This is a genomic window from Salmonella sp. K21076, from assembly GCF_039650795.1.
GTDB lineage: Bacteria > Pseudomonadota > Gammaproteobacteria > Enterobacterales > Enterobacteriaceae > Salmonella > Salmonella enterica.
On record NZ_JBCLYA010000006.1, the window covers coordinates 128,005 to 152,441 of the forward strand.

20 protein-coding genes and 4 pseudogenes are annotated in these 24,437 nt (G+C 49.2%); 13 read left to right on the forward strand and 11 right to left on the reverse strand.

Going from position 1 to position 24,437, the window contains the following annotated elements:
* Positions 1 to 12 precede the first annotated feature (12 nt).
* The 5 genes and pseudogenes from sgcQ to aac(6') form a co-directional block, all read left to right on the forward strand.
* On the forward strand, positions 13 to 819 hold the full coding sequence (gene sgcQ, locus AAYN39_RS02510) for a BtpA family protein SgcQ (RefSeq protein WP_000118614.1): 807 nt from the start codon (positions 13 to 15) through the stop codon (positions 817 to 819).
* A gap of 131 nt (positions 820 to 950) precedes the next feature.
* Positions 951 to 1,388 carry an SgcA family PTS sugar transporter subunit IIA gene (gene sgcA / locus AAYN39_RS02515; protein ID WP_000606458.1) on the forward strand — a complete coding sequence of 146 codons (438 nt, stop codon included), beginning with the start codon at positions 951 to 953 and terminating at the stop codon, positions 1,386 to 1,388.
* An 11-nt stretch (positions 1,389 to 1,399) separates the two neighbouring features.
* Complete coding sequence (locus tag AAYN39_RS02520) at positions 1,400 to 2,032, forward strand: ribulose-phosphate 3 epimerase family protein (protein ID WP_000600613.1); 633 nt, start codon at positions 1,400 to 1,402, stop codon at positions 2,030 to 2,032.
* Positions 2,033 to 2,047: 15 nt separating this feature from the next.
* Entirely contained in the window at positions 2,048 to 2,839 is a 792-nt protein-coding gene (locus AAYN39_RS02525) for a DeoR/GlpR family DNA-binding transcription regulator (protein WP_001670738.1), read from the forward strand.
* Positions 2,839 to 3,273, forward strand: a pseudogene (gene aac(6'), locus AAYN39_RS02530) (cryptic aminoglycoside N-acetyltransferase AAC(6')-Iy/Iaa); the annotation flags it as partial. The gene AAYN39_RS02525 and the pseudogene aac(6'), both read left to right, overlap by 1 nt.
* A gap of 57 nt (positions 3,274 to 3,330) precedes the next feature.
* Here the strand turns inward: aac(6') and AAYN39_RS02535 are convergent.
* From AAYN39_RS02535 to AAYN39_RS02555, 5 genes and pseudogenes are all read right to left on the reverse strand, one after another.
* Positions 3,331 to 4,533: a lactate oxidase gene (locus AAYN39_RS02535; RefSeq protein ID WP_000848085.1), complete on the reverse strand. Its 1,203-nt coding sequence runs from the start codon at positions 4,531 to 4,533 to the stop codon at positions 3,331 to 3,333.
* 11 nt (positions 4,534 to 4,544) lie between these two features.
* Positions 4,545 to 5,120 (reverse strand): YceI family protein, encoded by a 576-nt coding sequence (locus AAYN39_RS02540; RefSeq protein WP_001024312.1) that lies wholly within the window; start codon positions 5,118 to 5,120, stop codon positions 4,545 to 4,547.
* Between the two features lie 195 nt (positions 5,121 to 5,315).
* Entirely contained in the window at positions 5,316 to 6,971 is a 1,656-nt protein-coding gene (locus AAYN39_RS02545) for a glucan biosynthesis protein (RefSeq protein WP_001081955.1), read from the reverse strand.
* 219 nt (positions 6,972 to 7,190) lie between these two features.
* Positions 7,191 to 8,699: a carboxylesterase/lipase family protein gene (locus AAYN39_RS02550; RefSeq protein WP_000933982.1), complete on the reverse strand. Its 1,509-nt coding sequence runs from the start codon at positions 8,697 to 8,699 to the stop codon at positions 7,191 to 7,193.
* Positions 8,700 to 8,747: 48 nt separating this feature from the next.
* Positions 8,748 to 9,848, reverse strand: a pseudogene (locus tag AAYN39_RS02555) (VOC family protein); the annotation flags it as partial.
* On the opposite strand from AAYN39_RS02555, the pseudogene AAYN39_RS02560 reads away from it, so the two are divergent.
* Positions 9,849 to 9,989, forward strand: a pseudogene (locus tag AAYN39_RS02560) (pathogenicity island 2 effector protein SseJ); the annotation flags it as partial.
* 120 nt (positions 9,990 to 10,109) lie between these two features.
* Here AAYN39_RS02560 and AAYN39_RS02565 read toward each other — a convergent pair.
* Positions 10,110 to 10,454: a DUF1294 domain-containing protein gene (locus AAYN39_RS02565; protein ID WP_000281194.1), complete on the reverse strand. Its 345-nt coding sequence runs from the start codon at positions 10,452 to 10,454 to the stop codon at positions 10,110 to 10,112.
* Positions 10,455 to 11,371: 917 nt separating this feature from the next.
* Between AAYN39_RS02565 and AAYN39_RS02570 the strand changes: the two genes are divergently transcribed.
* The 6 genes from AAYN39_RS02570 (at position 11,372) to AAYN39_RS02595 (ending at position 17,033) form a co-directional block, all read left to right on the forward strand.
* Entirely contained in the window at positions 11,372 to 12,133 is a 762-nt protein-coding gene (locus AAYN39_RS02570; protein ID WP_000949382.1) for a transporter substrate-binding domain-containing protein, read from the forward strand.
* Positions 12,134 to 12,139: 6 nt separating this feature from the next.
* Positions 12,140 to 12,787 (forward strand): amino acid ABC transporter permease, encoded by a 648-nt coding sequence (locus AAYN39_RS02575; protein WP_000094452.1) that lies wholly within the window; start codon positions 12,140 to 12,142, stop codon positions 12,785 to 12,787.
* Between the two features lie 24 nt (positions 12,788 to 12,811).
* The gene (locus tag AAYN39_RS02580; RefSeq protein ID WP_001185897.1) at positions 12,812 to 13,543 is read left to right on the forward strand and encodes an amino acid ABC transporter ATP-binding protein; all 732 of its coding nucleotides are present in this window, start codon (positions 12,812 to 12,814) and stop codon (positions 13,541 to 13,543) included.
* Entirely contained in the window at positions 13,540 to 14,220 is a 681-nt protein-coding gene (locus AAYN39_RS02585) for an amino acid ABC transporter permease (RefSeq protein ID WP_000560165.1), read from the forward strand. The genes AAYN39_RS02580 and AAYN39_RS02585 overlap by 4 nt, the downstream gene beginning before the upstream one ends.
* 136 nt (positions 14,221 to 14,356) lie before the next feature.
* The gene (locus tag AAYN39_RS02590; protein ID WP_001764195.1) at positions 14,357 to 15,907 is read left to right on the forward strand and encodes a glycosyltransferase family 39 protein; all 1,551 of its coding nucleotides are present in this window, start codon (positions 14,357 to 14,359) and stop codon (positions 15,905 to 15,907) included.
* Between the two features lie 463 nt (positions 15,908 to 16,370).
* Complete coding sequence (locus tag AAYN39_RS02595; RefSeq protein WP_000683309.1) at positions 16,371 to 17,033, forward strand: class I SAM-dependent methyltransferase; 663 nt, start codon at positions 16,371 to 16,373, stop codon at positions 17,031 to 17,033.
* A gap of 270 nt (positions 17,034 to 17,303) precedes the next feature.
* Here the strand turns inward: AAYN39_RS02595 and cybB are convergent.
* The 3 genes and pseudogenes from cybB to hrpA all read right to left on the reverse strand — a co-directional run bounded on the left by cybB (position 17,304) and on the right by hrpA (position 22,717).
* A pseudogene (cybB, locus tag AAYN39_RS02600) lies at positions 17,304 to 17,834 on the reverse strand (cytochrome b561).
* 116 nt (positions 17,835 to 17,950) lie between these two features.
* Complete coding sequence (locus tag AAYN39_RS02605) at positions 17,951 to 18,751, reverse strand: YdcF family protein (protein WP_001098505.1); 801 nt, start codon at positions 18,749 to 18,751, stop codon at positions 17,951 to 17,953.
* Positions 18,752 to 18,814: 63 nt separating this feature from the next.
* Positions 18,815 to 22,717 (reverse strand): ATP-dependent RNA helicase HrpA, encoded by a 3,903-nt coding sequence (hrpA, locus tag AAYN39_RS02610; protein ID WP_001785213.1) that lies wholly within the window; start codon positions 22,715 to 22,717, stop codon positions 18,815 to 18,817.
* Positions 22,718 to 22,917: 200 nt separating this feature from the next.
* Here hrpA and azoR point away from each other — a divergent pair, with 200 nt between their 5' ends.
* Positions 22,918 to 23,523, forward strand: coding sequence for an FMN-dependent NADH-azoreductase (azoR, locus tag AAYN39_RS02615; RefSeq protein WP_000048924.1), 606 nt, complete (start codon positions 22,918 to 22,920; stop codon positions 23,521 to 23,523).
* Here the strand turns inward: azoR and AAYN39_RS02620 are convergent.
* Entirely contained in the window at positions 23,520 to 23,969 is a 450-nt protein-coding gene (locus tag AAYN39_RS02620; protein ID WP_001518898.1) for a GFA family protein, read from the reverse strand. The two genes, azoR and AAYN39_RS02620, sit on opposite strands and share 4 nt — an antisense overlap.
* Before the next feature lie 142 nt (positions 23,970 to 24,111).
* Positions 24,112 to 24,435, reverse strand: coding sequence for a YdbL family protein (locus AAYN39_RS02625; RefSeq protein WP_000760346.1), 324 nt, complete (start codon positions 24,433 to 24,435; stop codon positions 24,112 to 24,114).
* Positions 24,436 to 24,437: the final 2 nt, after the last annotated feature.

The window sequence follows — 24,437 nt, forward strand, 5'->3', positions numbered from 1 at the left end:
GAGCAACCCAGAATGAGTTGGCTAAAAGAGGTAATAGGAACAGAAAAAGCCGTTATCGCCATGTGCCATTTACGGGCGCTGCCGGGCGATCCCGGGTTCGATACCAGGAAAGGCATGAACTGGGTAATTGACCGCGCCCATGACGATTTAATGGCGCTACAAAATGGCGGCGTGGATGCGGTGATGTTCTCCAACGAATTTAGTCTGCCTTATTTAACGAAAGTCAGACCGGAAACGACTGCCGCGATGGCACGAATCATCGGTCAGTTAATGAGTGAAATTCGCGTACCGTTTGGGGTAAACGTGTTGTGGGACCCTGTGGCCTCTTTTGATTTGGCGATGGCGACCGACGCAAAATTTATTCGCGAAATTTTCACCGGTGCTTACGCCAGCGATTTTGGCGTCTGGGATACGAATGTCGGCGAAACTATTCGCCATCAGCATCGCATCGGCGCAGGCCACGTGAAAACGCTGTTTAACATCGTGCCGGAAGCGGCGGTGTATCTGGGAAACCGAGATGTCTGTTCAATTGCGAAATCGACCGTATTTAACAATAACCCCGATGCCCTGTGCGTCTCGGGGCTGACGGCGGGCGCCCGCACGGATAGCGCCATACTGAAGCGGGTAAAAGATACCGTTCCCGACACGGTCGTGCTGGCGAATACCGGGGTGTGTCTGGAAAACGTCGAGGAGCAGCTCTGCATTGCCGACGGATGCGTAACGGCAACCACGTTTAAAAAAGACGGCGTCTTCGCCAACTTTGTCGACCAGGCGCGCGTGGCGAAGTTTATGGAGAAAGTACGCCATATCCGACAATAAAATGGGGATAAGCAAAACGCTTATCCCCTGCAGAGAGCGATAACTCTTCTGCCGATCTCCGTCGCCTTCGCCAAAAGACACGCCGGGGATCGGTTTCAGAGTAACCCGAACCGGCAAGGAGTCAACGATCGATGATTAATGATGTTAAGTGGGTTCAGGCGCAACGCCATGCCAGCGACTGGCGACACGCGCTGGATATCGCCGTTCGTCCGCTGATTACCTTCGGCGCGGCGGCCCCCTGCTACCTGGACGGTATTATTGAGAACACCCTTAAATGGGGGCCATATTATCTTATCGCGCCGGGGATTGCGCTGCCCCATGCCAGACCAGAGCAAGGCGCCAACCATAATCAAATCAGCGTCACTACGCTATCAACGCCGGTCGCTTTCGGCAATGCGGATTGCGATCCCATCTGGCTGTTGCTTTGCGCCAGCGCCACGGATGCCGAAGCACATATTCGCACCATTCAACGCATCAGCCAGTGGCTCGACTCGCCGGAAAGCGTCGCGATGTTGCAAGATGCGCCAAATGATGCCGCGCTTTTCGCGCAATTAACCGCATTGCGCTGATGAAGGTTCCGATGATCCTGCACCCTTCACTGGCCTCCGCCGATCCGCTGCGCTATGCCGAGGCGTTGACCGCTTTACACGATGCGCCTCTCGGCTCGCTGCATCTGGATATCGAAGATACCAGTTTCATCAACAATATTACCTTCGGTATGAAAACCATTCAGGCGGTCGCGCAATACTCTCGCCATCCGCTCTCATTTCACCTGATGGTTTCATCACCGCAACGCTGGTTACCCTGGCTTGCAGCTATCCGCCCCGGCTGGATTTTCATTCATGCCGAAAGCGTGCAAAACCCCTCGGAGATTCTGGCGGATATTCGCGCTATCGGGGCGAAAGCAGGACTGGCGCTTAACCCGGCAACACCGCTATTGCCTTATCGTTATCTGGCATTGCAACTGGATGCGCTGATGATCATGACCAGCGAACCCGACGGGCGCGGGCAACAATTTATTGCCGCGATGTGTGAAAAAGTGAGCCAGAGCAGAGAGCATTTCCCTGCTGCGGAATGCTGGGCGGACGGCGGTATTACACTTCGCGCCGCACGGCTGCTTGCCGCCGCAGGCGCCCAGCATCTGGTGATTGGCCGGGCGTTGTTCACGACGGCGAACTATGATGTGACATTGTCACAATTCACCGCGCTATAAAGGAGTCATATGCTGATGAGCCAACAGCGCCCCGACCGTATCAAACAGATGTTGCATTACCTTTGGCAACACAGGCACCTCTCAACACAACAAGCTATTGAGCTTTTTGGCTATGCAGAGGCAACCGTGCGCCGGGATTTTCACTATATCGCCAGCCGTTATCCCGGTATGGTTCGCGGCCATGGTTGTATTGACTTTGACGACAGTACGGAAGATAAAGAATATGTTTTCGACGTTAAGCGGACGTTACAAAGCGAGGCGAAACGCGAAATTGCCGCCCTCGCCCGCACGTTCATCAAGGATGGAGACTGCTTTTTTCTCGACTCTGGCTCCACCTGTCTGGAACTGGCAAAATGTCTGGTCGACGCCAAAGTAAAAGTCATTTGCAATGACATCAAAATCGCTAACGAACTGGGTGGCTTCCCACACGTAGAGAGCTACATTATTGGCGGACTGATTCGCCCCGGCTACTTTTCGGTGGGCGAGAGTCTGGCGCTGGAGATGATTAACGCCTTTGCCGTTGAACGCGCCTTTATCTCTTGCGATGCGCTGTCGATTGAAACGGGCATCACCAACGCTACCATGTTTGAAGTAGGCGTCAAAACGCGCATTATTCAGCGCTCACGCGAGGTCATATTGATGGCCGATCATTCAAAGTTTGATACTGTAGAACCCCATGCGGTGGCGACGCTGTCCTGTATTACTACCATTCTTAGCGACAGTGCGCTCCCGTCTGCTATCGCCCGACGTTATCAGCAGGCGGGATGCCGTCTCATCATGTCAGACCCCTCATCAGGAGCGCGTTAATGGACATCAGGCAAATGAACAAAACCCATCTGGAGCACTGGCGCGGATTGCGAAAACAGCTCTGGCCTGGTCACCCGGATGACGCCCATCTGGCGGACGGCGAAGAAATTCTGCAAGCCGAACATCTGGCATCATTTATTGCGATGGCAGACGGGGTGGCGATTGGCTTTGCGGATGCCTCAATCCGCCACGATTATGTCAATGGCTGTGACAGTTCGCCCGTGGTTTTCCTTGAAGGTATTTTTGTTCTCCCCTCGTTCCGTCAACGCGGCTTAGCGAAACAATTGATAGCAGCAGTGCAACGATGGGGAACGAATAAAGGGTGTCGGGAAATGGCTTCCGATACCTCGCCGGAAAATACAATTTCACAGAAAGTTCACCTGGCGTTAGGATTTGAGGAAACAGAGCGCGTCATTTTCTACCGAAAGCGTTGTCGAGGAAAATCACACAGGAAAAGGTCGGGTATAATACCCGACCTCTATATTACTGTATTACTGTGGCAGATCTTTTTCAGTTAACAAGCGTGTCGTTTTCACTTGTTCAATATTCCTGGCGCCACCCAACATCATGTTAATTGTCAGCTCTTTGTTTAGCTGTTCAATCACTGATGCCACACCCTGAGCGCCGCCAAGATTAAGACCGTATAATACAGGTCGGCCAACCGCCACAATATCCGCCCCGCTGGCTAACGCCTTGAATACGTGCGAACCACGGCGTACTCCACTGTCAAAAATAACAGGCACTCGCTTGTTGACGACTTTTGCAATCGCAGGAAGCATATCGAATGAGGACGGCCCGCTGTCTAATTGACGGCCACCATGATTAGAAACCCATATTCCTGCGGCCCCAGCCTGGATAGCAATTTCAGCATCCTCCGGCGACTGAATGCCTTTTACAATAACCGGCAGACCGGAAATACGATGTACATAGGCAATATCCTCCGGCGTAAAGGCTTGTTTAGCCTGCGCGTAAATTTCACTTATCCCTGCCCCTTTGCCGGTTTTTGAACCATCGTCATTTTTCCTGGCGAACATTTCCAGGTTTGCAAAACTCAGCGGGAACTGGAAGTTATTTTTAATATCTTCTTCCCGATAACCGCCGACAGGTGAATCTACGGTCAGAATAATCGCTTTAGCGCCATGTTTTACCGCTTGTGCAAGAATAAATTCGTTAAATTGATTATTCTTACTCATATAAAGCTGGAAGAAGAACGGGTTTTTCCCGGAAACGTTAGCCACCTCTTCGATGGTCTTGTTGCCATAAGTGCTCAACGAGAAAATCGAACCGACCTGCGCCATGCCTTTCGCCGTCGCCAACTCTCCGGAGGCGTGGGCCAGGCCCTGCGCCGCCATCGGTGCCTGGATTATAGGCGTTTTAAGCGGAATACCCAGTAGCTGCGTTGATAAATCGATCTCTTTTAACTCAATGCCCTGTAATACGCGCGGCATAATATATTTTTTGTCAAAGCTTTCGGTGTTGCTGCGAAGGTTATTCTCATCTTCGGCTCCACCGCGAATATAACCAAATGCCCCTTTCTCCATTCTGGCCTGAACGCGCGCTTCCAGAGAGGCTACGTTCGTCATTTTTATTGCTTTTTCGTCCGTGCTGGCTTTGTACTCTTCAGCATAAGCCAGGCCTGATGTTGCCAACATTGCCAGCGAGGCCACTACCCGAATGAGGTGATGAGTTTTCATCATTATTCCTTTTATTGCTTAACCGCTTCTGCCTGGATTTTTATATCGACAACTTTCGTCATCCCCATATCGACCAGATAATCTACACCCCACTGGGTGCGATCTATTTGCGTGACAAAATCACCACCGCAAACCTGCGCCTTGAATATCGGGCTCATATAACAGCCAAACTTGGTGGTGGTTAAGGTGACGGGCTTAGTTACTCCCTTCATTGTTAACAAACCGTCAATAGAAACTGGTTTATTATCTTCAAAATGCCATTTTGTCGATTTAAATACTATTTCTGGATATTTTTCCGCATCCAAAATATCGCTACTGCGAATATGGTTATCAAACGCATCCACCCCGGTATTTAAGGCGCTCACGGGAATCGTCACACGCATCTCTGCGACTTGCTTTTCCGGCTGATATTTCAGTTCGCCGCTAATAGCATAAAACCCGCCATGATTGGTTGAGGTCTGGAAACGATCGATATTAAATACCGCATTGGTATGCGTATTATCAAATTTATATACATCTGCATGAGCAGCACTTAATAAACCCAGAGACAGGAGAGCACCAAGAAAACTCTTTTTCATTATATTCACTTTATATCTTAAATAAGGTGAAGCTATCTTAATGTCCCCTGTCCGCAGGATCGAGAGGGATAAACAGGAAGGACTGTTGCAAAAATAGAACGATGAAAAGGCCGTGTCACAAAAACAGCGGCTCACGAATGGGTTTATGTCATGGCAATTTCCGCAACCTGTACCGCCTTTGTGGCGGTACAGAAGGCAAACTGACTAACGCATGATACGATCGTCGACATAACGGCGCTTATCCGGCGCGGGCGGGAAATACTGATACAGCCAGGTTTCGCTGATAGCCTCCCCCTGGCAGCGCAGGAACATACGCATATCCACCGGTGCCGTAGAATCCGAGGTCGGATACCAGTCAAACTGGATACGATAACCGTCGAAAGGCTCTACGTAGAGGATCTCAACCTGCTTCGCCTCACCGCTGGAGAGCGTAATTACCGGCTCAATGCCTTTTGGCGCGGCCGCTTTCAGATCGCCGCCGACAAAATCAATAGCAAAACGGCGTGCCCATTTATCCGGGTAATGTTCGCCCGGCGCCCAGCCTTCGGGAAAGCCGCCCATCCCTGTACGGGTCGCCATGACCCGCGCAAGCGGCGATTGTACCGGCGGCTGCGCGCTCCAGTACAAACGATAATTAAACGCCAGCGTATCCCCGGCTTTGATCGCTTTTTCCGGCTGCCAGAAACAGACCACATTATCCAGAGTTTCGCCAGTGGTTGGGATCTCCATCAGGCTAACCGCGCCTTTCCCCCACTTACTGCGCGGCTCCACCCACAGGCTCGGACGTTTGTTGTACCAGCCCATGACATCCTGATAATGCGAGAAATCGCGATCGAGTTGCAGCAGGCCGAACCCTTTTGGGTTATCGTCCATATATGCGTTGAACTGTAATTTCTGAGGATTATTCAGCGGGCGGCAAATCCACTCGCCGTTACCCCGCCACATCGCCAGCCGATCGGAATCGTGAATTTGCGGATGAATGGTGTCGCATACCCGGCGTTCATTATTCCCACAGCTAAACATACTGGTCATCGGCGCAATGCCAAGTTGCTTTATATCTTTACGGGCGTAGAGATGGTTTTCTACATCCATGATCACCTGCGTTTTTTCGCAATGGATCACAAACTTATACGCGCCCGTCACGCTGGCGCTGTCCAGCAGAGCGTAAACGGTAAACGTAGTATCGCCCGGCTTCGCGGTGTCAAACCAGAATGCGGTGAAGTCAGGGAACTCTTCCTGACCGTCAGTATAGGTATCTATCGCCAGCCCGCGAGCCGACAGGCCATACTGATAAGTATCATCTACCGCCCGGAAATAACTGGCGCCCAGGAAGGAGACGACATCGCGCCGCGCCAGTTCCGGCGCTTTAAAGACACGGAAACCGGCGAAACCGAGATCGCTCTGCCCTTCCAGTTGCGTCGTATCAACGCCGGCATCGTTGTATTTAAACAGTTCCGGGCGAAAATGAATCTCGCGAGCAAGATGCGTCGTCGTATCAACGGAAAACATGCGTACGCGACGACGGAAGCCCATCCCTACGTGGAAAAACTGAATATCGAGCTGCCGGTTGGCAACACCGTTCCAGAGTGAATGCGCCGCGTCATACTGAATGCTGTTATAGGCCTGCGGCGTCAGATTGGCGAGCGTATCCGGCAAGGGTCCCGGCGCGCCACCCCAGGGCTTTTTCGCTAACGCCTGGGCCATTGATTGCAGACCAGCAAAATCAAAACGGACAATTTTACCATCCGCAATATCGGATTCCGCGGCAAACGCCGCCTGAGAAAAGAGTGAAGCAATACCGCTGGAACCGCACACGGCGGCCATTGCCATTGAACCTTTAATAAATCGTCTACGATTCATACCTGAAAATGAGTCCTTCTGGTCTTGTGAATGGTCCCGCGCTGGTTTTTTCAGCAGCAAGAATGTGCCCGTTTCTGACCGCTCACTCTAGACAAAATTCATTAATAATCCAATTGTTGGTCGCCTGGAAACTGTGCAAAAGCGTAAATATTTTATGTCGATAAGAACCGACCGAATCGGATGTAAACCTCACGCAGCATTCTTCAGGTTATGAAAAGTTTATTCCAGACTAACGTGATGTTTCATGACTCGTTTAAACAGCGCCAGACGCGCACGCATAAAGCGGTTTTCCACTTTAAAACCGGCAAGTTTGTTCAGCCCAATCCGCAACAGACGATCTCGCCCCCGAATGCTGGCGGGCCAGCGAACCGGGCCGTGCAGCACGTCGCGCGTGCGGCTGGCATGACGAGCGAAATTCACCCAGTAATCCGCCACCTGCGAGGCAAAGGCCAGGTCATTCTCATTCACATAATGGCATGTGGGCTCAGCCCGCGTTAACGTATCGAATACATACGGTATTTCATTGCCATGACAGGCGCTATTCGCGTAGGTGTTATGCTCCGCCTCGGCGACATAATCAAACCAGTAACGCCAGCACGGTTCGCCGATCCGCTTCTGCGCTTGCATGACGACATAACCCAACGTGGTAAATACCATATCCCGACAGACCTGCCGCCCTAGCGCTTCGTCGCCTTTCACTCCAGGATAAAGCAGCCGGATTAACCCCAAGCCAACACGCCGCTCACGGCGCATTTTTTGAATTTGACCGGCAATATCGACGCCAAAAACGGCCAATACGCTGGCTTCATCGCTATTCGAGCCGATCATCACCGGTATTGGATGCTGTTTCGCCGCAAAGAAGGTTTCCAGCATCGGATGCGGCAGCACGACGTCGCCGGAAATCGGCGTCGGCGCAATTTTAAAAGGCGCGTCCAGCGGCCAAAACGTCTCTGCCGGTAAAGCGCGTAGCTGTTCGGCAGTGGCATGGGCTAAACCAAGATGTTCCGCCAGCGCAACGCCTTTTTTTAGCGCCACCTCGCGGGGCGTATCCGGCAGCGTATAACCACTCTGAATAATCGCTTTATGAAAAAGCCCCTTCGCCAACGGCGAAGCCATCAACGACAGCACGCTGCGGGCGCCGGCGGATTCGCCAAATAACGTCACATTCTGCGTATCGCCGCCAAATGCGGCAATATTGTCCTGCACCCAACGCAGCGCAGCGATTTGATCGAGTAAAGCGAAATTATGAATACACTCCGCCCCTTCGCCTTCCAGCGCCGGATGCGCGAAAAAGCCCAGATGGCCAAGCCGATAATTGACCGTCACCACGATCGCGCCGCGCTTCGCCAGCGCTTGACCGTCATAGGGCGGCAAACTCCCCGCGCCAATGGTGTAACCGCCGCCGTGTAGCCAGACCATGACCGGCAACGGTTCATGACGCACGGCGGGAGCCCAGACGTTCAGATAGAGACAGTCTTCGGAAAAATTTCCCGGATCGCCGCCGCCGAGTTCGCGACACCAGGTAATATCCTGCCAACTGGCGCAGGAGAAACAATCCGCCTGGCGCACATCCTGCCAGGGCGTAACAGGCTGCGGCGCACGCCAGCGTAGCTCCCCTGTTGGCGGCGCGGCATAAGGTATACCGCGCCAGATATGGATTTCTTCCTGTACGACGCCCACGATTTTACCGTGACGCGTCGCCACCAGCGGGATGGAGGGATTCAACATAACGCCTTCCTTTTACAGTATCCTCACAGCCTGTGAAGCTTACCGCTTTTAAAGCAGACCGCAACGGCGTTTACTGCGTTCTTCCGCTTCCTGATATAACGAAAATTCATCCCGTACAGCACATCCCAGCGCCTGTTCAAAGGCGTCGCGGCTGGCATTGCCGTGGCTTCTGGCCAGCGTTTCATTTCCCAAATTCGACTGAAAAATGCCGGCTGCGCTGACCGGAAGAAAATCTTCATAGGTAATCGGCTGCGCGATCACCCAACCGCGCTCAATAAGCGGCTGCGGATCGTCGCCAGGATGGATCGCCTGACGATGCGCCTCGCCGGAAGGCGTTAAGCGATAACGGAACCAGGCAAGCCCCTGCAGGCGAAGCAGAAATTCGCTATCCGGAAAGGCGTTAAAGACCTCCCGCAAATGGAGTTGATGCGTGAAGTTGTCCTTACCCGTTCCCGCCTTGTGCAACAGTTCGTCATATAATCGACGACCTTTTGGCGTCAGCGCGACGCCACGTTGCTCAATTTCGCCGAAGCGCGCCGTGTGCGTACCCTGCTTTTCATCAACGAAGAGCACCTGCTCTTCCAGAGCTTTGAAACTGGTTTGCCGCAACAGAATAGGCACTTCGCGGCGAGGCGGACCTTCGATAAGAATTTTAGGCGTAATGCCGCACTCCGGCATCATGGCCTGTACCCGGTCGATATCCAGAGTACGCGGCGTCAGATGGTTAATGTGGCATCCCGGAAAACAGACCACGTCGGCAATTAAACGATGCTCACGATGCAGGCTGCGGTACGTTTCTTCATCAACGGTAGCCTGACGATGCCAGCGAAAAGTCTCCAGCGTTTCACGGACGAACTCTTCGGCCTGAGCAGCACTAAAACCGCCCTGCTCGTCGTACTCATCCAGCAATTGTCGGCAGCGCGATGTAAAAATATCACGCTGCGATAAGATTTCCGCCGCCCGCTGGCGTAATGCCGCGTTTTCAATGAGCTCCAGGCGTAATAGCGAAGTGAACATGCGAAAGGGATTACGCGAGAGCGAAGCCTCGTCAATGGGACGAAATGCCGTGGAGTGCACAGGCACGCCCGCCTGAGAGAGATCGTAATAACTTACTGGGTACATCCCCATGATGGCGAATATCCGACGCAAGTTCCCGGGGCTAAAGACCCTCAGCTAGATATATGTCCGCAATACGTCTTCAATGACTTTGTCCATCCAACCCAGGAAGTCCATCATTGTTTTGCCACAATGTTAGAAAGTTTTATAGCTCATCATTATTCCACTGAATAATGTTCCATCGGCTGCGGTACGCCTTGAGCAAAACACCGCTCAATATCATAGTGCCGGTGACATGAAAATATGAGGTTGTCTTTGCTGCCGGTTGGTCAATAAGTGATCCATACTCTATGTTCAGTAGGACAAAAATGGATAGAGTCGATAGATCGCCACCGTAACTACAATACTCACTATCACACTGGCGATAAAGTATGTTTTGAATGGCTGCTTTTGCGTTTTATGACGGAAAAGTTGTTGACCAACAATCGCACCAGGCCACCCACCGACAACCCCAAACACCAACAAAGTGGATTCCGGCACTCTGCGCCAGGTTTTACGTGCCGCCGTTTTATCTACACCGTAGATCGCCAGCGTTAGCACATTGGCGAGCAGGAACCACATCGCGACGGGATACGATGTAAAAATGCTTCCGACCGCAGCAGAGATCAGGAGTAAATAACAAAAGCGGTTAAGATACATATTATTATGTCATAGCAATGATTAGGGACATCGGAGCCCATTATACGCGATACATGCGCCTATGTGATGCAGAATTTTCTTTTCATTCAGCCAACGAGTCATCGAGTCATCGAGGATTCATTTTTAATTACCATGGTAATCATAAGGTAATTAACGTGTTGTGAACACGATTAAAATGGGTAAAGCCACCAAAAATGTTACCACCTTAACCATTGCCAGGATAACTTAATGGAGAGCCCTCTTTATTGCTGTTTGTTATCCGGTTGGCAGTCTCAGTTTTGGATTTATTTATCGTATTTATGTTTATTACATAAGATGTACGATGTTAATTTGAGAATTTTATCCCGACAACCGCATATATTAAGATATTTCTGAATTAAGATTATTATCGATTAAAACAAGTTAACGTTTTGATAAACATAACAACATCGTCAGAACTCCTGATTTGTTGTCGTTTGTTCATAGGATAAATAATTTATATGCTTGCAAATATAGATAGCACGCAAATCAATTTAGCTCAGAAAATGTATTTGACAAGCAAAGATAAGTCTTTATATTGGCCCTGGATAGAGTGGTAAGATGATACTTAGAGACATTAAATACACCGTCACTGAAGCATTTATCTGCTTATCATGTAAATATGTATGCGTAAATGGAGCATAAACTATGTCCAGTATACTAATGTCTATGGTATCTTTACATTTTCACCTTTCATTGGGTCGCTGCACTCATATCCAGTTGATATCTCATGGTATATTCAATCCATTCCCTTTGATGATTCCTGTCAAACCTCCTGATTAAATTAGTTAACAGCGATGGAATACATAACGTTAAGTACTTTACGCCTGCAAATGTCAGGTTCACGCTCTAATGCTTAATTTATAATACGTATTACCTTACCACAGGAAATAGATAGCATGTTATCCAAAAAAATTGGCTTATCGATGATAGTGTTGGGAATAATGTCGTCTTCAGCTTTTGCTGATAGCATCGTTGAAGGGAGAACACTCAATGTCGCAGTATCACCGGCCTCTCCCCCTATGTTATTTAAAAGTGCTGATGGCAAATTGCAGGGGATAGATCTGGAGCTTTTTTCGTCTTACTGTCAGTCACGGCATTGTAAGCTAAACATCACCGAATATGCCTGGGATGGAATGCTTGGCGCAGTGGCGAGTGGTCAGGCTGATGTAGCATTTTCGGGAATTTCAATCACAGATAAACGTAAGAAAGTTATTGATTTTTCTGAACCTTATTACATCAACTCTTTTTATCTGGTCAGTATGGCCAATCATAAAATAACGCTCAATAACCTCAATGAATTAAATCAATATTCTATTGGATACCCTCGAGGAATGGCTTACTCCGACCTTATCAAAAACGATCTGGAGCCCAAAGGATACTACTCGTTAAGTAAAGTAAAATTATATCCAACCTATAACGAGACGATGACTGATCTAAAAAATGGTAATCTTGATCTGGCTTTTATAGAAGAGCCGGTTTACTTTACCTTCAAAAATAAGAAAAAAATGCCGATAGAAAGTCGTTATGTTTTCAAGAATGTTGATCAGCTTGGCATTGCCTTTAAGAAAGGCTCTCCCGTGCGCGATGATTTTAACTTATGGCTTAAAGAGCAAGGGCCACAAAAAATATCTGGCATCGTTGATAACTGGATGAAATAGTAAGCTATGTCATCAGGTAATATGCTGGCTATCTTTTATTTCCTATTGGAAGGGATTGGTAATACGCTGCTTGTAACCTTTACCTGTTTTCTCTCAGCGTTTTTGACCGGGCTTACAGTCGCCGTATTACGGCGACTATCCCCCCTTCCACTACAGAAGATACTCGACGTACTGGTCTTTATTCTTCGGGGAATTCCAATACTTATTGCTGTTTTTCTTGTTTATTTTGGATTGCCATCGATTGGCATATATGTTTCACCTCTGGTGGCCATGAACCTCAGCGTCGGCTTAATCAGCGGGAGTTATCTTGCCGAGGTGTTCAGAGGGGCGCTTAAATTAGTTGAGCCATTCGAAATAACGGTAGCGAAAGTAGCAGGAATGCGTCAATTACAGGTTATAATAAATATTGAACTGCCACAGATGTTGCGATTTTCTGTGCCCGGTATTATCAATGAGTTTTCTTCTGTATTAAAAGCGACGCCCTTTGCTTATACTGTAGGCATCGCTGAAATAACGAAGCAGGCAATGTCACTGACAGCCATCACGCTGAACGGGTTACAGATCTATACCCTTGCCGGGGTATTATATTTCATTATTTATAAAGCATTTACTCTTCTGGCCGGAGTGTTTGAGAAAAAATATCGCATCAGTTGAAACATAAAAATAGAGGTGATACTCATGGCTTTACTGGAACTAAAAGAGATAAGTAAGGAATATTCAGGAAAAAAGGTTCTTGATGCGGTTAGTTTGAAAATTCAATCGGGAGACATGAAAGTAGTCATGGGGCCATCGGGTTGTGGAAAAACGACGCTTTTACGCTGTCTGCTTCGATTAGAAGAACCTGATTATGGCGATATTTATTTTCACGGGGAAAATATTTACGACAAAGAATTTACTATTCTTGAGTTCAGAAAAAAAGTTGGTTGTGTCTTCCAGAATTACGCATTGTATCGCCATCTTAACGTCATGGATAATATTACCCTTGCCCTATGTAAAGTGTTTGGGATGCCGGGACAACTAGCCCGGGAGAAAGCCTTACATGAGCTACAAAAACTTGATATGGTCTCGCATAGCGCGAAATACCCTTCGCAATTATCGGGTGGCCAGCAACAGCGCGTCGCCCTGGCCCGTACAATGGTCACCGACCCAGAACTCATTATTTTTGATGAGCCGACGTCTGCGCTTGATCCGCTCATGACTCGTGAAGTCGGAATGTTGATCAAGCAACTTCACGACAATGGCGTCACTATATTATGCGTCACTCATGATATTCGCCTCGCCAGATTACTAAGCGATAACGTAACGTTTCTTAATCATGGCAAGATTCGTGCAGAAGGCGCTTTTACCGATCTTGCCTTACGAGAAACGGATCCAGATATCCACTGTTTTTTTAGCGAGGCACAACGATGATCGCTGGCTGGTCTCTTTTCTTTAATGACCTGACTGAACAACTGCCACTTGTTGTGGACGGTATTAAAGAAACCTGTAAACTTGCGCTGATTGTTTCCATCACCGGTTTTTTGTGGGGAATTATTATTTTCTTTCTGAGCCTGAGCCATCGCCCCGTGGTAAAAGCCATAACTCGACTGTACATGGATTTCTTTATCGGTACGCCACTCATTCTTATTCTGTTTGTTATCTATTATGGTTTACCTCAATCTGGCATTCACCTGTCCTCTTTTACCGTGGCGGTTACAGGTTTTACCTTGAATGTCGGCGCATATAATGCCGCGTACATGACAACGGCCTATAACGCATTGAATAAGTATGAAACGGAGGCAGCAGTCGTTCAGGGGTTGAACAAACGGCAGGTCTTTTTGTGGATTATACTGCCTCAGGTATTGCTGTCTTCCATTCCAGCCTTAACGAATCAGGTGATTAATAACCTTAAAGACAGCACCATCGTTTTTCTTATCCAATATACTGAGTTTTTCGCGCGAATTCAGGAGGTTGCTGCAACCAGCTTTAAATTCTTCCATGCTTACCTTTTTGCCGCCATAGTGTACCTTATTGGCGTTACCTTTATTGTCGGTTTGACCCGGTTTTTAGAGCATAGACTGCTTCGCCATTACGGTCAGGATTACTGAGTTGTACTGCACTATTCTGATTAATTCACCGCTGACATTATCAAAGTTATTTTTATTTAGTGTTGGTTAAGATTTTAACCTTCATTATTGCGTTAGGTGTCCATTCTGGTCTAAGTCTTACTCCATTGAGGATATTATGGCGCTACCACAACTATCCATATGGCAGCCCGGCGATGGGTTAAGAAAAATAAAGTATAAATATCATGTTTGTCTCATTGTTATATTCTCCGTCCTTATACGGTTGCTGTTTTTAACTGACCGCTACCTTTGGTGTGACGAAGCGTCCAGCGTGCTGATTAGTCGACATAGCGTAGATAATCTGCTCTTCCATGCCGCTTTTGACGTGCATCCCCCGCTTTATTATCTGTTACTGCATGACTGGATCATATTATTGGGTGATAGCATTGCAGCGGTACGCTCTCTCAGTCTACTCTTTGGGATCCTGACAGTTGTGCTGGTTATCGCGCTTACGCGATGGCTGGCAAATGAACGTACAGCCTTATTGGCGGGATGGTTCGCCGCCCTGATGCCGATGGCAGTTCATTACAGTCAAGAAACGCGCATGTACGCGTTAATGGGAATGCTAACGCTCGCTGCCGCGTTAGCATTGATGATGTGGATAAAAACACCCACCCATAATCGCTATCTTGTCGCGTATGCTTTACTTATGACGTTCAGCTTTTACACCCATTATTTCACCCTATTTACACTTATTGCCCACTGGATCGCAGTAACAATATTATCCTGCCAAAGCCATAAAACGGCCTGCTACCTTAAACTTCCTGGCTGGTGGTTTGCTAACCTGGCGATTGCTGTCGCTTATCTCCCCTGGTTGCCCGTATTGTTTAATTTACTGACTCATCTGGCGCAGTTGAGAGCCGGTAATGATATCGGTTGGATTCCCCCCGTAACATGGCGTGACCTGCCTGCGATGTACTGGCATTTTTTTACCGGAAACAACGGACAGGGTTTTCCGTCGTTCATTCTGTGGCTGGCTGTGGGAGGTTTTATCGGTACTGTGGGGCGAATATCTTTATACAACGGAGAATATGAAAGATATCAGCTGATATTATTTTGTAATCTGGTCATCCCTGTAATGCTGGTCTTCATCATTTCCTGGTGGATGCCGTTATTTATCGATCGTTATTTCTTCTTCTCATCGCTGAGCATTCCTCCCCTGCTCGCGGTATTACTTACCCGCGCAAAAAAAGCGGTTTGTGGCTTCTGGTTTATCTTATTCACCTTATTATTCGGCTATGGTTCATATCATAATAACCCTGAGCACATAGACGAGTTTAAACCACTGGTAAACTATATTAATACCCGTCACCAGCCTAATGATGCCGTGGTAGTCAGTAAAATGTTCGATTATTTAAGTTATGTGTATTATAATAAGCGAGATTATCGTACGTTTCTTTATACACCACCTAACGCACACGGAACATCAGGAAGACCGAATGCCTATGGCTTTGGTTCACTGTTTTATGCGCAAGCCGATCAGACATATATTGATACTCTGACAACGCTTTCAAAAAGTTACCATCGTGTCTGGTTGGTAAGCGGCGGTAACTTCAGTCAGGATTACCCCTTGCCGTCAGAATGGCAAAATATCGCAAAATTCAGAAGTGGTAGATTTCAGGTACAATTATTTGTAATACCAACTCAACAGGCGCGTCAAATGCAATGATTACCGTTTTCTATCCAGTGCAGTGATAAACAGTACTGCCACTGCCAGACCGCCTAAAAGTAAGGTCCAGCCAAACGCTTCAAAAACCTCAATCATATCGCCTCCAGGTAGGTGATATTAAATAAAGATGGCTATCTCAGCGTAACATTTAAAATATCAATTAATGTGCAATAATCGCTTTATGTGTATGAATAAATATTGTTCCTCATGCATTTAATTGCATTGCTATTATCATAAGGCTTAATATATTTATATTAACGATTATTAATTATCAGCTTATAATAATATGACTGTCCAATTCATTTATCAGCTATTATTATCCTCTATATTCTTTAAGATAGCCGTTTAATTAATAATATCGCCTTTATTCATCGCATTAAATTACTCACTCACCTGATTAATGCTTGCCTAACGATTACTTCGTTGTTTTAATTCCAGCGCGAAATTATTTAATGAGAGAACAATGAAGCATACACAACAATCAGGCGCAAAAGTCTATAACCCATTCACGCTTAGCTTATATGACTGGTGGGTACTCAATATCTCAAACAAATATGCCTGGAAGTGTCCTACTGATACGCGACTACTTCCTTTCTTCCTGCATCACATGGGCGAGACTCACCTGGATATTGGCGTAGGTACAGGTTATTACCTGAAACATGCACCTGCGACTCATGCCATTTCGCTGATGGATTTAAATCCGGATAGCCTGAAAATAGCCGCCAGCCGAGTGGGTAATACGAAAATCCGCGCCACACTACAACACGATGTTTTCGACACGTTCCCGGCGGACTGGCACGGGCGCTTCGATTCCGTTTCGATGTACTATCTTCTGCACTGCTTACCCGGTGAGATGACAACAAAAGCGAAGGCAATTAAAAATGCCGGTATGGCGCTAAAACCCGGCGGCACACTTTTTGGCGCCACGATTCTGGGCAAAGAGGTTCCTCACAATGCTTTTGGTAAGAAATTAATGGCTGTTTATAACAAGAAAGGAATATTCAGTAATACCAATGATTCAGCCGATACGTTACGCAGCGTGTTGGACGAACATTTCGCTAAGGTGACTTTGGAGCAACATGGCGCCGTTGCGCTATTTTCCGCCACTATGCCACGTTCATTGTAGGTGTAGGCACTTCCGGGCGGTCGGCAGCGCGATCATGTGGGTTTAACCCGTTGATTAAACATTGGATTACGGAATAGTAATTGTTTATTTTATTTGTCATACAAATAAGTATAATACCCGCTTCCGATGTAGACCCGTCCTCCTTCGCCTGCGTCACGGGTCCTGGTTAGACGCAGGCGTTTTCTGTATGGAATACGCCATCCCCTCTGATAGATGCCTTGTTTGCCTAAAGCAGTTAACCCCGCCTGTAGCAAACGTCATACAGGACGGTCAGTTACGCTTACGCGGCATCATCCGTAACAGCGTATTGTCTTTCCAGAAATAGTGATGCATCAAAGCAGCGATGGCATGAAGTCCAATAACAAAATAGCCCAGATTCGCCAGCGTGACGTGCCAGGATTTCAGCATATCTACGCGTTCAAAGTTAGCTTCGGCGGCATGCGGCATAGTAATGCCAAATGCGAACCAGGGATTGCCGCGGTTATACATCATGACCAGACCAATAACAGGCAGCACGATAAATAACAGGTAAATCACCAGATGTCCTAAATGCGCCATTCCGGTCATCATCGGTTTTGGACGAGGAACAATGGGCGGCGTGGGATATTTCAGCCGAATAATCAAGCGCGCCACCATTAAAAGCAAAATAGTGATACCACATGAAACATGCGTCATATTAAACTAGGGCCGATAACTACGCGGCGCAAAACCGCGTAGCTCCATCGCGGCGTAAGCCACAATAACCAGAAAAAAGACTAACCAGTGAATACCAATTTGCAGGCCGGAATACTTATTGCCCATAGCGCGTCCTGAATGAAAACCGTAAAGCGACAACATAACCAGCTTTTATAAATAATTCATCAAATTTATGAAATGGTGGTCGCACTTGCCCGTTCACCCTCGCAAACGGGCGATTTTTAGCGTAAAGCTCTCTGTTCTAACGCACTGCGCAGCGTCGTATCTGCCTGCAATACCTGCCATGCCTTTTCAATATCGCGTGGGATATCAACGTGAATGATAAAATCTTTACCACGCGGTCCATACCCTGTTTCATCGTCACGCAAACGTGGCAGCTCGCCGGCAATCAGAGACAGATAACGCTCCACCGTCCAGATGCCCTCTTCAACGTTGGCAAAACGTGTACCGCCGTTAAGGTGGCGCAGTACCGGAACAAAACCAGGAAAACTCAGCCAGCGCGGCGCATCGGTGTCGTCGTTTGTCACGCGCCGAAACGCCGCGATAGTGCGCCGCTGCATGGTGGGGTCTTGCACAACGATAGCCGTGTTAATGTTTTCTTTCGCCTGACGGATCAGTGCGCAGGAGAAACGGGCATTTTCGCCGCAATTAGTTGACCGATCTTCCAGCCAAATTTTCTCAGCCGGAATATGCCAGAACTGGTTCGCGATATCCGCGAGGATAGCGGCTTCAGCGCGTCCGGTTGTGCGAATAGTATGGTAGCGCGGATGCCGGGCAATCACGGCGTACAAAAACGGCGTCGAATGACCTATACCGCCGCTAATCAGTAAAGGAACGCCTTGCGCTTTGGCGATGCGACAGGCCGCGTCGATAGTGGGGATCACCGCATTGCCCGCCAGGACGACGCAATCCGACGAATAAGGTTGTTCGCCGGAAAAATCATTTTGCGCCAGCCACTGTCCGACGGTATTCACCGCCAGCAATGTTTCCGCAGAGAGCGCCGGAAATGGCGTTGTATTCATAATTCCTCCTTTTTGTTCCGAACTTGTACCGGATCTCTTTGAAAGATATCGTCGCCTGGCTTTTTAGGCCGTAATCTGATCCATGGCCTGTAAAATACGCTTATCGGAAATAGGATAAGGCGTACCGAGCTGTTGGGCGAAATAACTGACACGCAGTTCTTCAATCATCCAACGGATCTCTTTAACATCATCATCTTCGCGACGCGCTGGAGGCAATTTATTTATCCATTGTTGCCACGCCTGCTGGACGCTTTCGACTTTCAGCATTTGCTCCCGATCGCGGTGCGGATCGACAGCCAGTTTCTCCAGCCGCTTTTCAATTGCCTGCAGATAACGCAGCGTATCGCCGAGACGTTTAAAGCCGTTGCCAGTCACAAAACCACGGTATACCAGACCGCTCATCTGCGCCTTGATATCGGAAAGCCCCAACGCCATGCTCATATCCACCCGCCCTTTCAGACGCTTATTGATATTGAATACGGTCGTCAGGATCCGCTCAACCTGCTTCGCGATATCCACCACAGTATCATTCAGCTCGGCGCGTACCTTTTCGTGCAGCGCGGTGAAACCTGCTTCGCTCCACACCGGCCCGCCGTTGGCATCTATCAGCTTATCTACCCCGCAGGCGATACAGTCATCAATCAACTCCAGTACTTTGCCGTACGGGTTAAAGTACAGCCCCAGCTTGGCTTTATTCGGCAATTTCTCATGCAGATACTTAATCGGTGAAGGAATATTGAGCAACAGCAGACGGCGTAAACCGCACCACATCGCCTGTTGTTGTTCCAGCGGATTATCAAACAATTTGATAGCGACGCTGTCACGCTCATCCACTAACGCCGGCCACGCCTTCACTTTATAATTACCGCGTTTCTGTTCGTAGCTTTCCGGCAGCTCGCCGAAACTCCAGATATGCAGCCCGCTCTGCTCGATGCCGTCATCCGCTACCGCCGAGAGCGTCTCCTGCACTTTGCCTTTCAGCGCATTTTTAAGCTCGGCGAGCGAACGCCCTTCCTGCAGTTTCTTGTTTTTGTCATTCACCACGCGAAACGTGATTTTCAGATGCTCGGGCACCTGATCCCAATGCCAGTCTTCCCGATCGACCGTGACGCCGGTCATCCGGCGCAGTTCACGCTCCAGAGCGTCCAGCAGCGGCAGCTCCAGCGGCGTTACGCGACCTAAAAACGCTTCAGCATAGTTTGGCGCCGGAACAAAGTTGCGACGTACCGGTTTTGGCAACGATTTAATCAGCGCAATCACTAATTCACGGCGCAGCCCTGGGATCTGCCATTCAAAACCGCTCTCGTCAACCTGGTTAAGTAGCGGCAACGGAATATGGACGGTCACGCCGTCAGCATCCGCGCCCGGTTCAAACTGATAGCTCAAACGCAGCTTGAGATTGCCCTGGTGCCAGAAATTCGGGTAATCCAGTTTGCTGATTTTTTCCGCGCCTTCTTTAATCAGCATACTTTTTTCAAAGTTGAGCAGATCCGGCGTCTCGCGGCTGATTTTTTTCCACCAACTATCAAAGTGGCGGGCGGAAATAACGTCATGGCTAATACGCTGGTCATAAAACTCAAACAGGGTATCGTCATCCACCAGGATATCGCGGCGGCGAGATTTGTGCTCAAGTTCCTCGACTTCCGCACGCAATTTTAGATTCTCACGGAAGAAGGCGTGACGGGTTTGCCAGTCCCCCTCCACCAGCGCATGGCGGATAAACAACTCGCGACACAACGCCGGGTCAATCTGGCTATAATTCACCTTGCGCGCGGCGACAATCGGCAGACCGTAGACAGTAACCTTTTCCGTCGCCATCACCGCGCCTTGCGCCCGCTCCCAGTGCGGTTCGCTATATGAACGTTTAATCAGGTGCTGGGCTACCGGTTCCACCCATTCTGGCTCAATGCGGGCAGCGATGCGCCCCCACAAACGGCTGGTTTCCACCAGCTCGGCGACCATTGTCCATTTCGGCGGTTTTTTGAATAAACCGGATCCGGGGAAAATAGAGAATCGGGCGTTACGCGCGCCGGTGTACTCTTGTTTATCGGCATCTTTCATCCCGATATGCGACAACAGCCCCGTTAACAACGCAACGTGAATTTCCCGGTATTCTGCGGGTTCGCTGTTTACCGGAATCCCCAGTTCTTTTACCACCTGACGCAGTTGGGTATAGATATCCTGCCACTCACGCACGCGTAAATAGTTCAGATAGTCGGTGCGACACAGACGGCGGAATTGATTCGACGACAGGGCCTTTTGTTGCTCGCCGAGGTAATTCCACAGGTTAACAAACGCCAGAAAATCGGATTCCTTATCATGGAAACGCCGGTGTTTCTCATCGGAAGCCTGCTGCTTATCCACTGGGCGCTCGCGCGGATCCTGAATAGAGAGTGCGGAAGTAATGATCATCGCTTCGCGCACACAGCCATGTTTTTGCGCTTCCAGAACCATACGCGCCAGGCGCGGGTCGACCGGCAACTGGGATAATTGTCGGCCCAGCGGCGTCAGCTTATATGCCGTTTGCTGTTCGTCGGCGGTAATCGCCCCCAGCTCTTCCAACAAACGCACGCCATCCTGAATATTGCGCTTATCCGGCGCTTCGACAAACGGGAAGGCGGCTATGTCACCCAGTCCCAGGGCGGTCATCTGCAAAATAACCGACGCCAGGTTGGTACGTAGAATTTCCGGGTCGGTAAATTCCGGGCGTGACAAAAAGTCATCTTCCGAATACAGACGAATGCAGATCCCTTCCGATACGCGTCCGCAACGCCCTTTACGCTGATTGGCGGAAGCCTGTGAGATCGGTTCAATCGGCAGGCGCTGCACTTTAGTGCGGTAGCTGTAGCGGCTGATGCGCGCAGTGCCAGGATCGATCACATATTTGATACCCGGCACCGTCAGCGAGGTTTCCGCCACGTTAGTCGCCAGCACGATACGGCGTCCGCTGTGCGACTGGAAAACGCGGTTCTGTTCGCTGTTCGACAAGCGTGCATACAGCGGCAACACTTCGGTATGCCGTAAGTTCAGCTTGTTCAGGGCATCGGCGGTATCGCGGATTTCCCGCTCTCCGCTCATAAAAATCAGGATATCGCCAGGACTTTCACGCCCCAGTTCATCAACAGCGTCGAAAATTGCCTGTAGCTGATCGCGTTCAGTGTCGTCAGCCTCTTCCACGATGGGGCGATAACGAACTTCTACGGGATACGTTCGGCCAGAGACTTCGATAATCGGCGCGTTATTAAAGTGGCGCGAGAAGCGTTCCGGGTCGATGGTCGCAGAGGTAATAATCACTTTCAGATCGGGGCGACGCGGCAGAAGCTCTTTCAGATAGCCGAGCAAGAAGTCAATATTCAGGCTGCGTTCATGCGCTTCATCAATAATGATGGTGTCGTACTGCATCAATAGCCTGTCCTGCTGGATTTCCGCCAGCAGGATACCGTCCGTCATCAGTTTGACCATGGTGTTGCTACTGACATGATCGCTGAAACGAACTTTATAGCCGATGCAGCCGCCAGGCTCCGTTTGCAACTCTTCGGCAATGCGGTTAGCGACGGTGCGCGCCGCCAGACGACGCGGTTGAGTATGTCCAATAAGTCCTTTAATTCCGCGTCCCAGTTCCATACAAATTTTCGGCAACTGGGTGGTTTTACCGGAACCGGTTTCCCCTGCCACGATCACCACCTGATGATCGCGGACCGCTTCCAGAATGTCCTGTTTCTTCTGGCTAACAGGCAGATTTTGCGGATAAGTGATTGAGGGGCGCGCCGCTTCGCGGAGAGCGACCTGCGTCGCAGCCTGTTCAATTTCTTTCGCCATCGTCTGGAAAATGGCCTGTTGCGCATCAGGATTTTTTACTTTCTTTACGCCATGCAGGCGGCGCGAAAAGCGCTGTTTGTCGCGCAGCATCAGTGCATCCAGCCGCTGCTGTAACACCTGAAGCGTCAACGTAGATTGTTCAGTCATAAAGCTCTTGGGCAGCATTCTGCCTGTTTAAAATCGTTTTAAATGATAGGTATAGAGTACCACATTGGGGCTTTTTTTGTGTTGTTCAATAATTTCGAACAAAGGGTTCGATATATTGCGCTATCCCTGCGACATATTTGTGAATAAAGTGTCAACAAGCAACGGGGCACGCCCCTTCAAACACATAAAAGGAAACACCCATGAGCAAGGTATTAGTTCTTAAATCCAGTATTCTGGCAGGGTACTCTCAGTCTGGTCAGTTGACTGACTATTTTATTGAACAATGGCGCGAAAAACACGTCGCAGATGAAATTACTGTCCGCGATCTGGCGGCCAACCCTGTTCCGGTGCTGGATGGCGAGCTGGTGGGCGCGATGCGTCCGGGCGATGCGCCTTTAACGCCACGTCAGCAGGACGCTCTGGCGCTGTCTGATGAACTCATTGCTGAACTGAAAGCCCACGACGTCATCGTTATTGCGGCACCGATGTACAATTTCAATATCCCGACGCAGCTGAAAAACTACTTTGATCTGATTGCCCGCGCCGGTATCACTTTCCGCTATACCGAAAAAGGCCCGGAAGGTCTGGTAACCGGCAAACGCGCGGTGGTTCTCTCCAGCCGCGGCGGTATCCATAAAGACACCCCGACGGATTTGATTGCGCCTTACCTGAAAGTGTTCCTTGGTTTTATCGGTATCACCGACGTGAATTTTGTCTTTGCCGAAGGCATCGCCTACGGGCCGGAAGTGGCAGCTAAAGCCCAGGCCGATGCAAAAGCCGCGATTGACAGCGTCGTGGCCGCTTAAATATTTTTGCCTCCCGTTTCGACGGGAGGTGACTTCTTAGGTTCGTAGCGCAAATATCCTACCACGCCGCTACTGCCGCCATCGCTGGGATGCGTTACCCCATCATTGACTTCAACGCAGGCGAAATCAAAAGGCGACACATTTTCAATGCACGCCACATTGACCCCATATTGATCGGGATTGGATCGGCGCTGATGAAAAGTATATATCCCGCATACCGAACAGAAAAAATGCACCGCCTTGCCCGTATTGAAGCGATATTCGGTAAGCTTATCCTGCCCTTTTAGCACTTTAATACCCGATAGCGGCGCAGACACTGCCACCGCTCCGCGCATCCGGCAAAACGAACAGTTGCAGCGCCTGGCGGTATGAAAGCCATCGCTAAGTTGAACGGTAAACACGACGCTGCCACAATGGCAGGCAGCAGATAATTTTTCAGACGTCATACCTGGTTACTCACGCGAATAGTGATACCAGTCGACAGTATAGAAATAGCCTTCCGGTTCGCCTAATGTAAATACGACCTCCGTATTCAAAAATTACCCATATAAAAATGCATTTTGCGGTAAAAAAATTGTCGGGAAGCGGTTATTTACGCATCCATTTGCCATTAATTCCCTGGACATATTCTCCCGGCCTGGCGCGCTTAACCAGTTTTTGCCCTGCCATCTTCGCCACCTCATCCACGGGAAGATGATTGCTATCCGCTAACTGCTGATAACTGGCGCGACGGGCATGATTGATATCAAGCACCAGCTTCTGGGTTTCGGCATCATTCTTTAAGGCCACCAGATAGCCATTCAGCGTTTCCCCGACCCGGCCCTGCGTGCGCGCTTCGTCCAGGGTTAAGGCCCACACAGAAGGTGTGAGCAAGCTCAGCGTCAGCACCCATAGTATTAAATACTTTTTCATTA

Coding starts and splice junctions, on each gene's coding strand:
- azoR (WP_000048924.1), top strand. CDS start 22,918: ATGAGCAAGGTATTAGTTCTTAAATCCAGTATTCTGGCAGGGTACTCT.
- sgcQ (WP_000118614.1), top strand. CDS start 13: ATGAGTTGGCTAAAAGAGGTAATAGGAACAGAAAAAGCCGTTATCGCC.
- AAYN39_RS02590 (WP_001764195.1), top strand. CDS start 14,357: ATGGCGCTACCACAACTATCCATATGGCAGCCCGGCGATGGGTTAAGA.
- AAYN39_RS02520 (WP_000600613.1), top strand. CDS start 1,400: ATGATCCTGCACCCTTCACTGGCCTCCGCCGATCCGCTGCGCTATGCC.
- AAYN39_RS02625 (WP_000760346.1), bottom strand. CDS start 24,435: ATGAAAAAGTATTTAATACTATGGGTGCTGACGCTGAGCTTGCTCACA.
- AAYN39_RS02605 (WP_001098505.1), bottom strand. CDS start 18,751: ATGAATACAACGCCATTTCCGGCGCTCTCTGCGGAAACATTGCTGGCG.
- AAYN39_RS02575 (WP_000094452.1), top strand. CDS start 12,140: ATGTCATCAGGTAATATGCTGGCTATCTTTTATTTCCTATTGGAAGGG.
- hrpA (WP_001785213.1), bottom strand. CDS start 22,717: ATGACTGAACAATCTACGTTGACGCTTCAGGTGTTACAGCAGCGGCTG.
- AAYN39_RS02525 (WP_001670738.1), top strand. CDS start 2,048: ATGAGCCAACAGCGCCCCGACCGTATCAAACAGATGTTGCATTACCTT.
- sgcA (WP_000606458.1), top strand. CDS start 951: ATGATTAATGATGTTAAGTGGGTTCAGGCGCAACGCCATGCCAGCGAC.
- AAYN39_RS02545 (WP_001081955.1), bottom strand. CDS start 6,971: ATGAATCGTAGACGATTTATTAAAGGTTCAATGGCAATGGCCGCCGTG.
- AAYN39_RS02565 (WP_000281194.1), bottom strand. CDS start 10,454: ATGTATCTTAACCGCTTTTGTTATTTACTCCTGATCTCTGCTGCGGTC.
- AAYN39_RS02570 (WP_000949382.1), top strand. CDS start 11,372: ATGTTATCCAAAAAAATTGGCTTATCGATGATAGTGTTGGGAATAATG.
- AAYN39_RS02535 (WP_000848085.1), bottom strand. CDS start 4,533: ATGAAAACTCATCACCTCATTCGGGTAGTGGCCTCGCTGGCAATGTTG.
- AAYN39_RS02620 (WP_001518898.1), bottom strand. CDS start 23,969: ATGACGTCTGAAAAATTATCTGCTGCCTGCCATTGTGGCAGCGTCGTG.
- AAYN39_RS02585 (WP_000560165.1), top strand. CDS start 13,540: ATGATCGCTGGCTGGTCTCTTTTCTTTAATGACCTGACTGAACAACTG.
- AAYN39_RS02550 (WP_000933982.1), bottom strand. CDS start 8,699: ATGTTGAATCCCTCCATCCCGCTGGTGGCGACGCGTCACGGTAAAATC.
- AAYN39_RS02595 (WP_000683309.1), top strand. CDS start 16,371: ATGAAGCATACACAACAATCAGGCGCAAAAGTCTATAACCCATTCACG.
- AAYN39_RS02580 (WP_001185897.1), top strand. CDS start 12,812: ATGGCTTTACTGGAACTAAAAGAGATAAGTAAGGAATATTCAGGAAAA.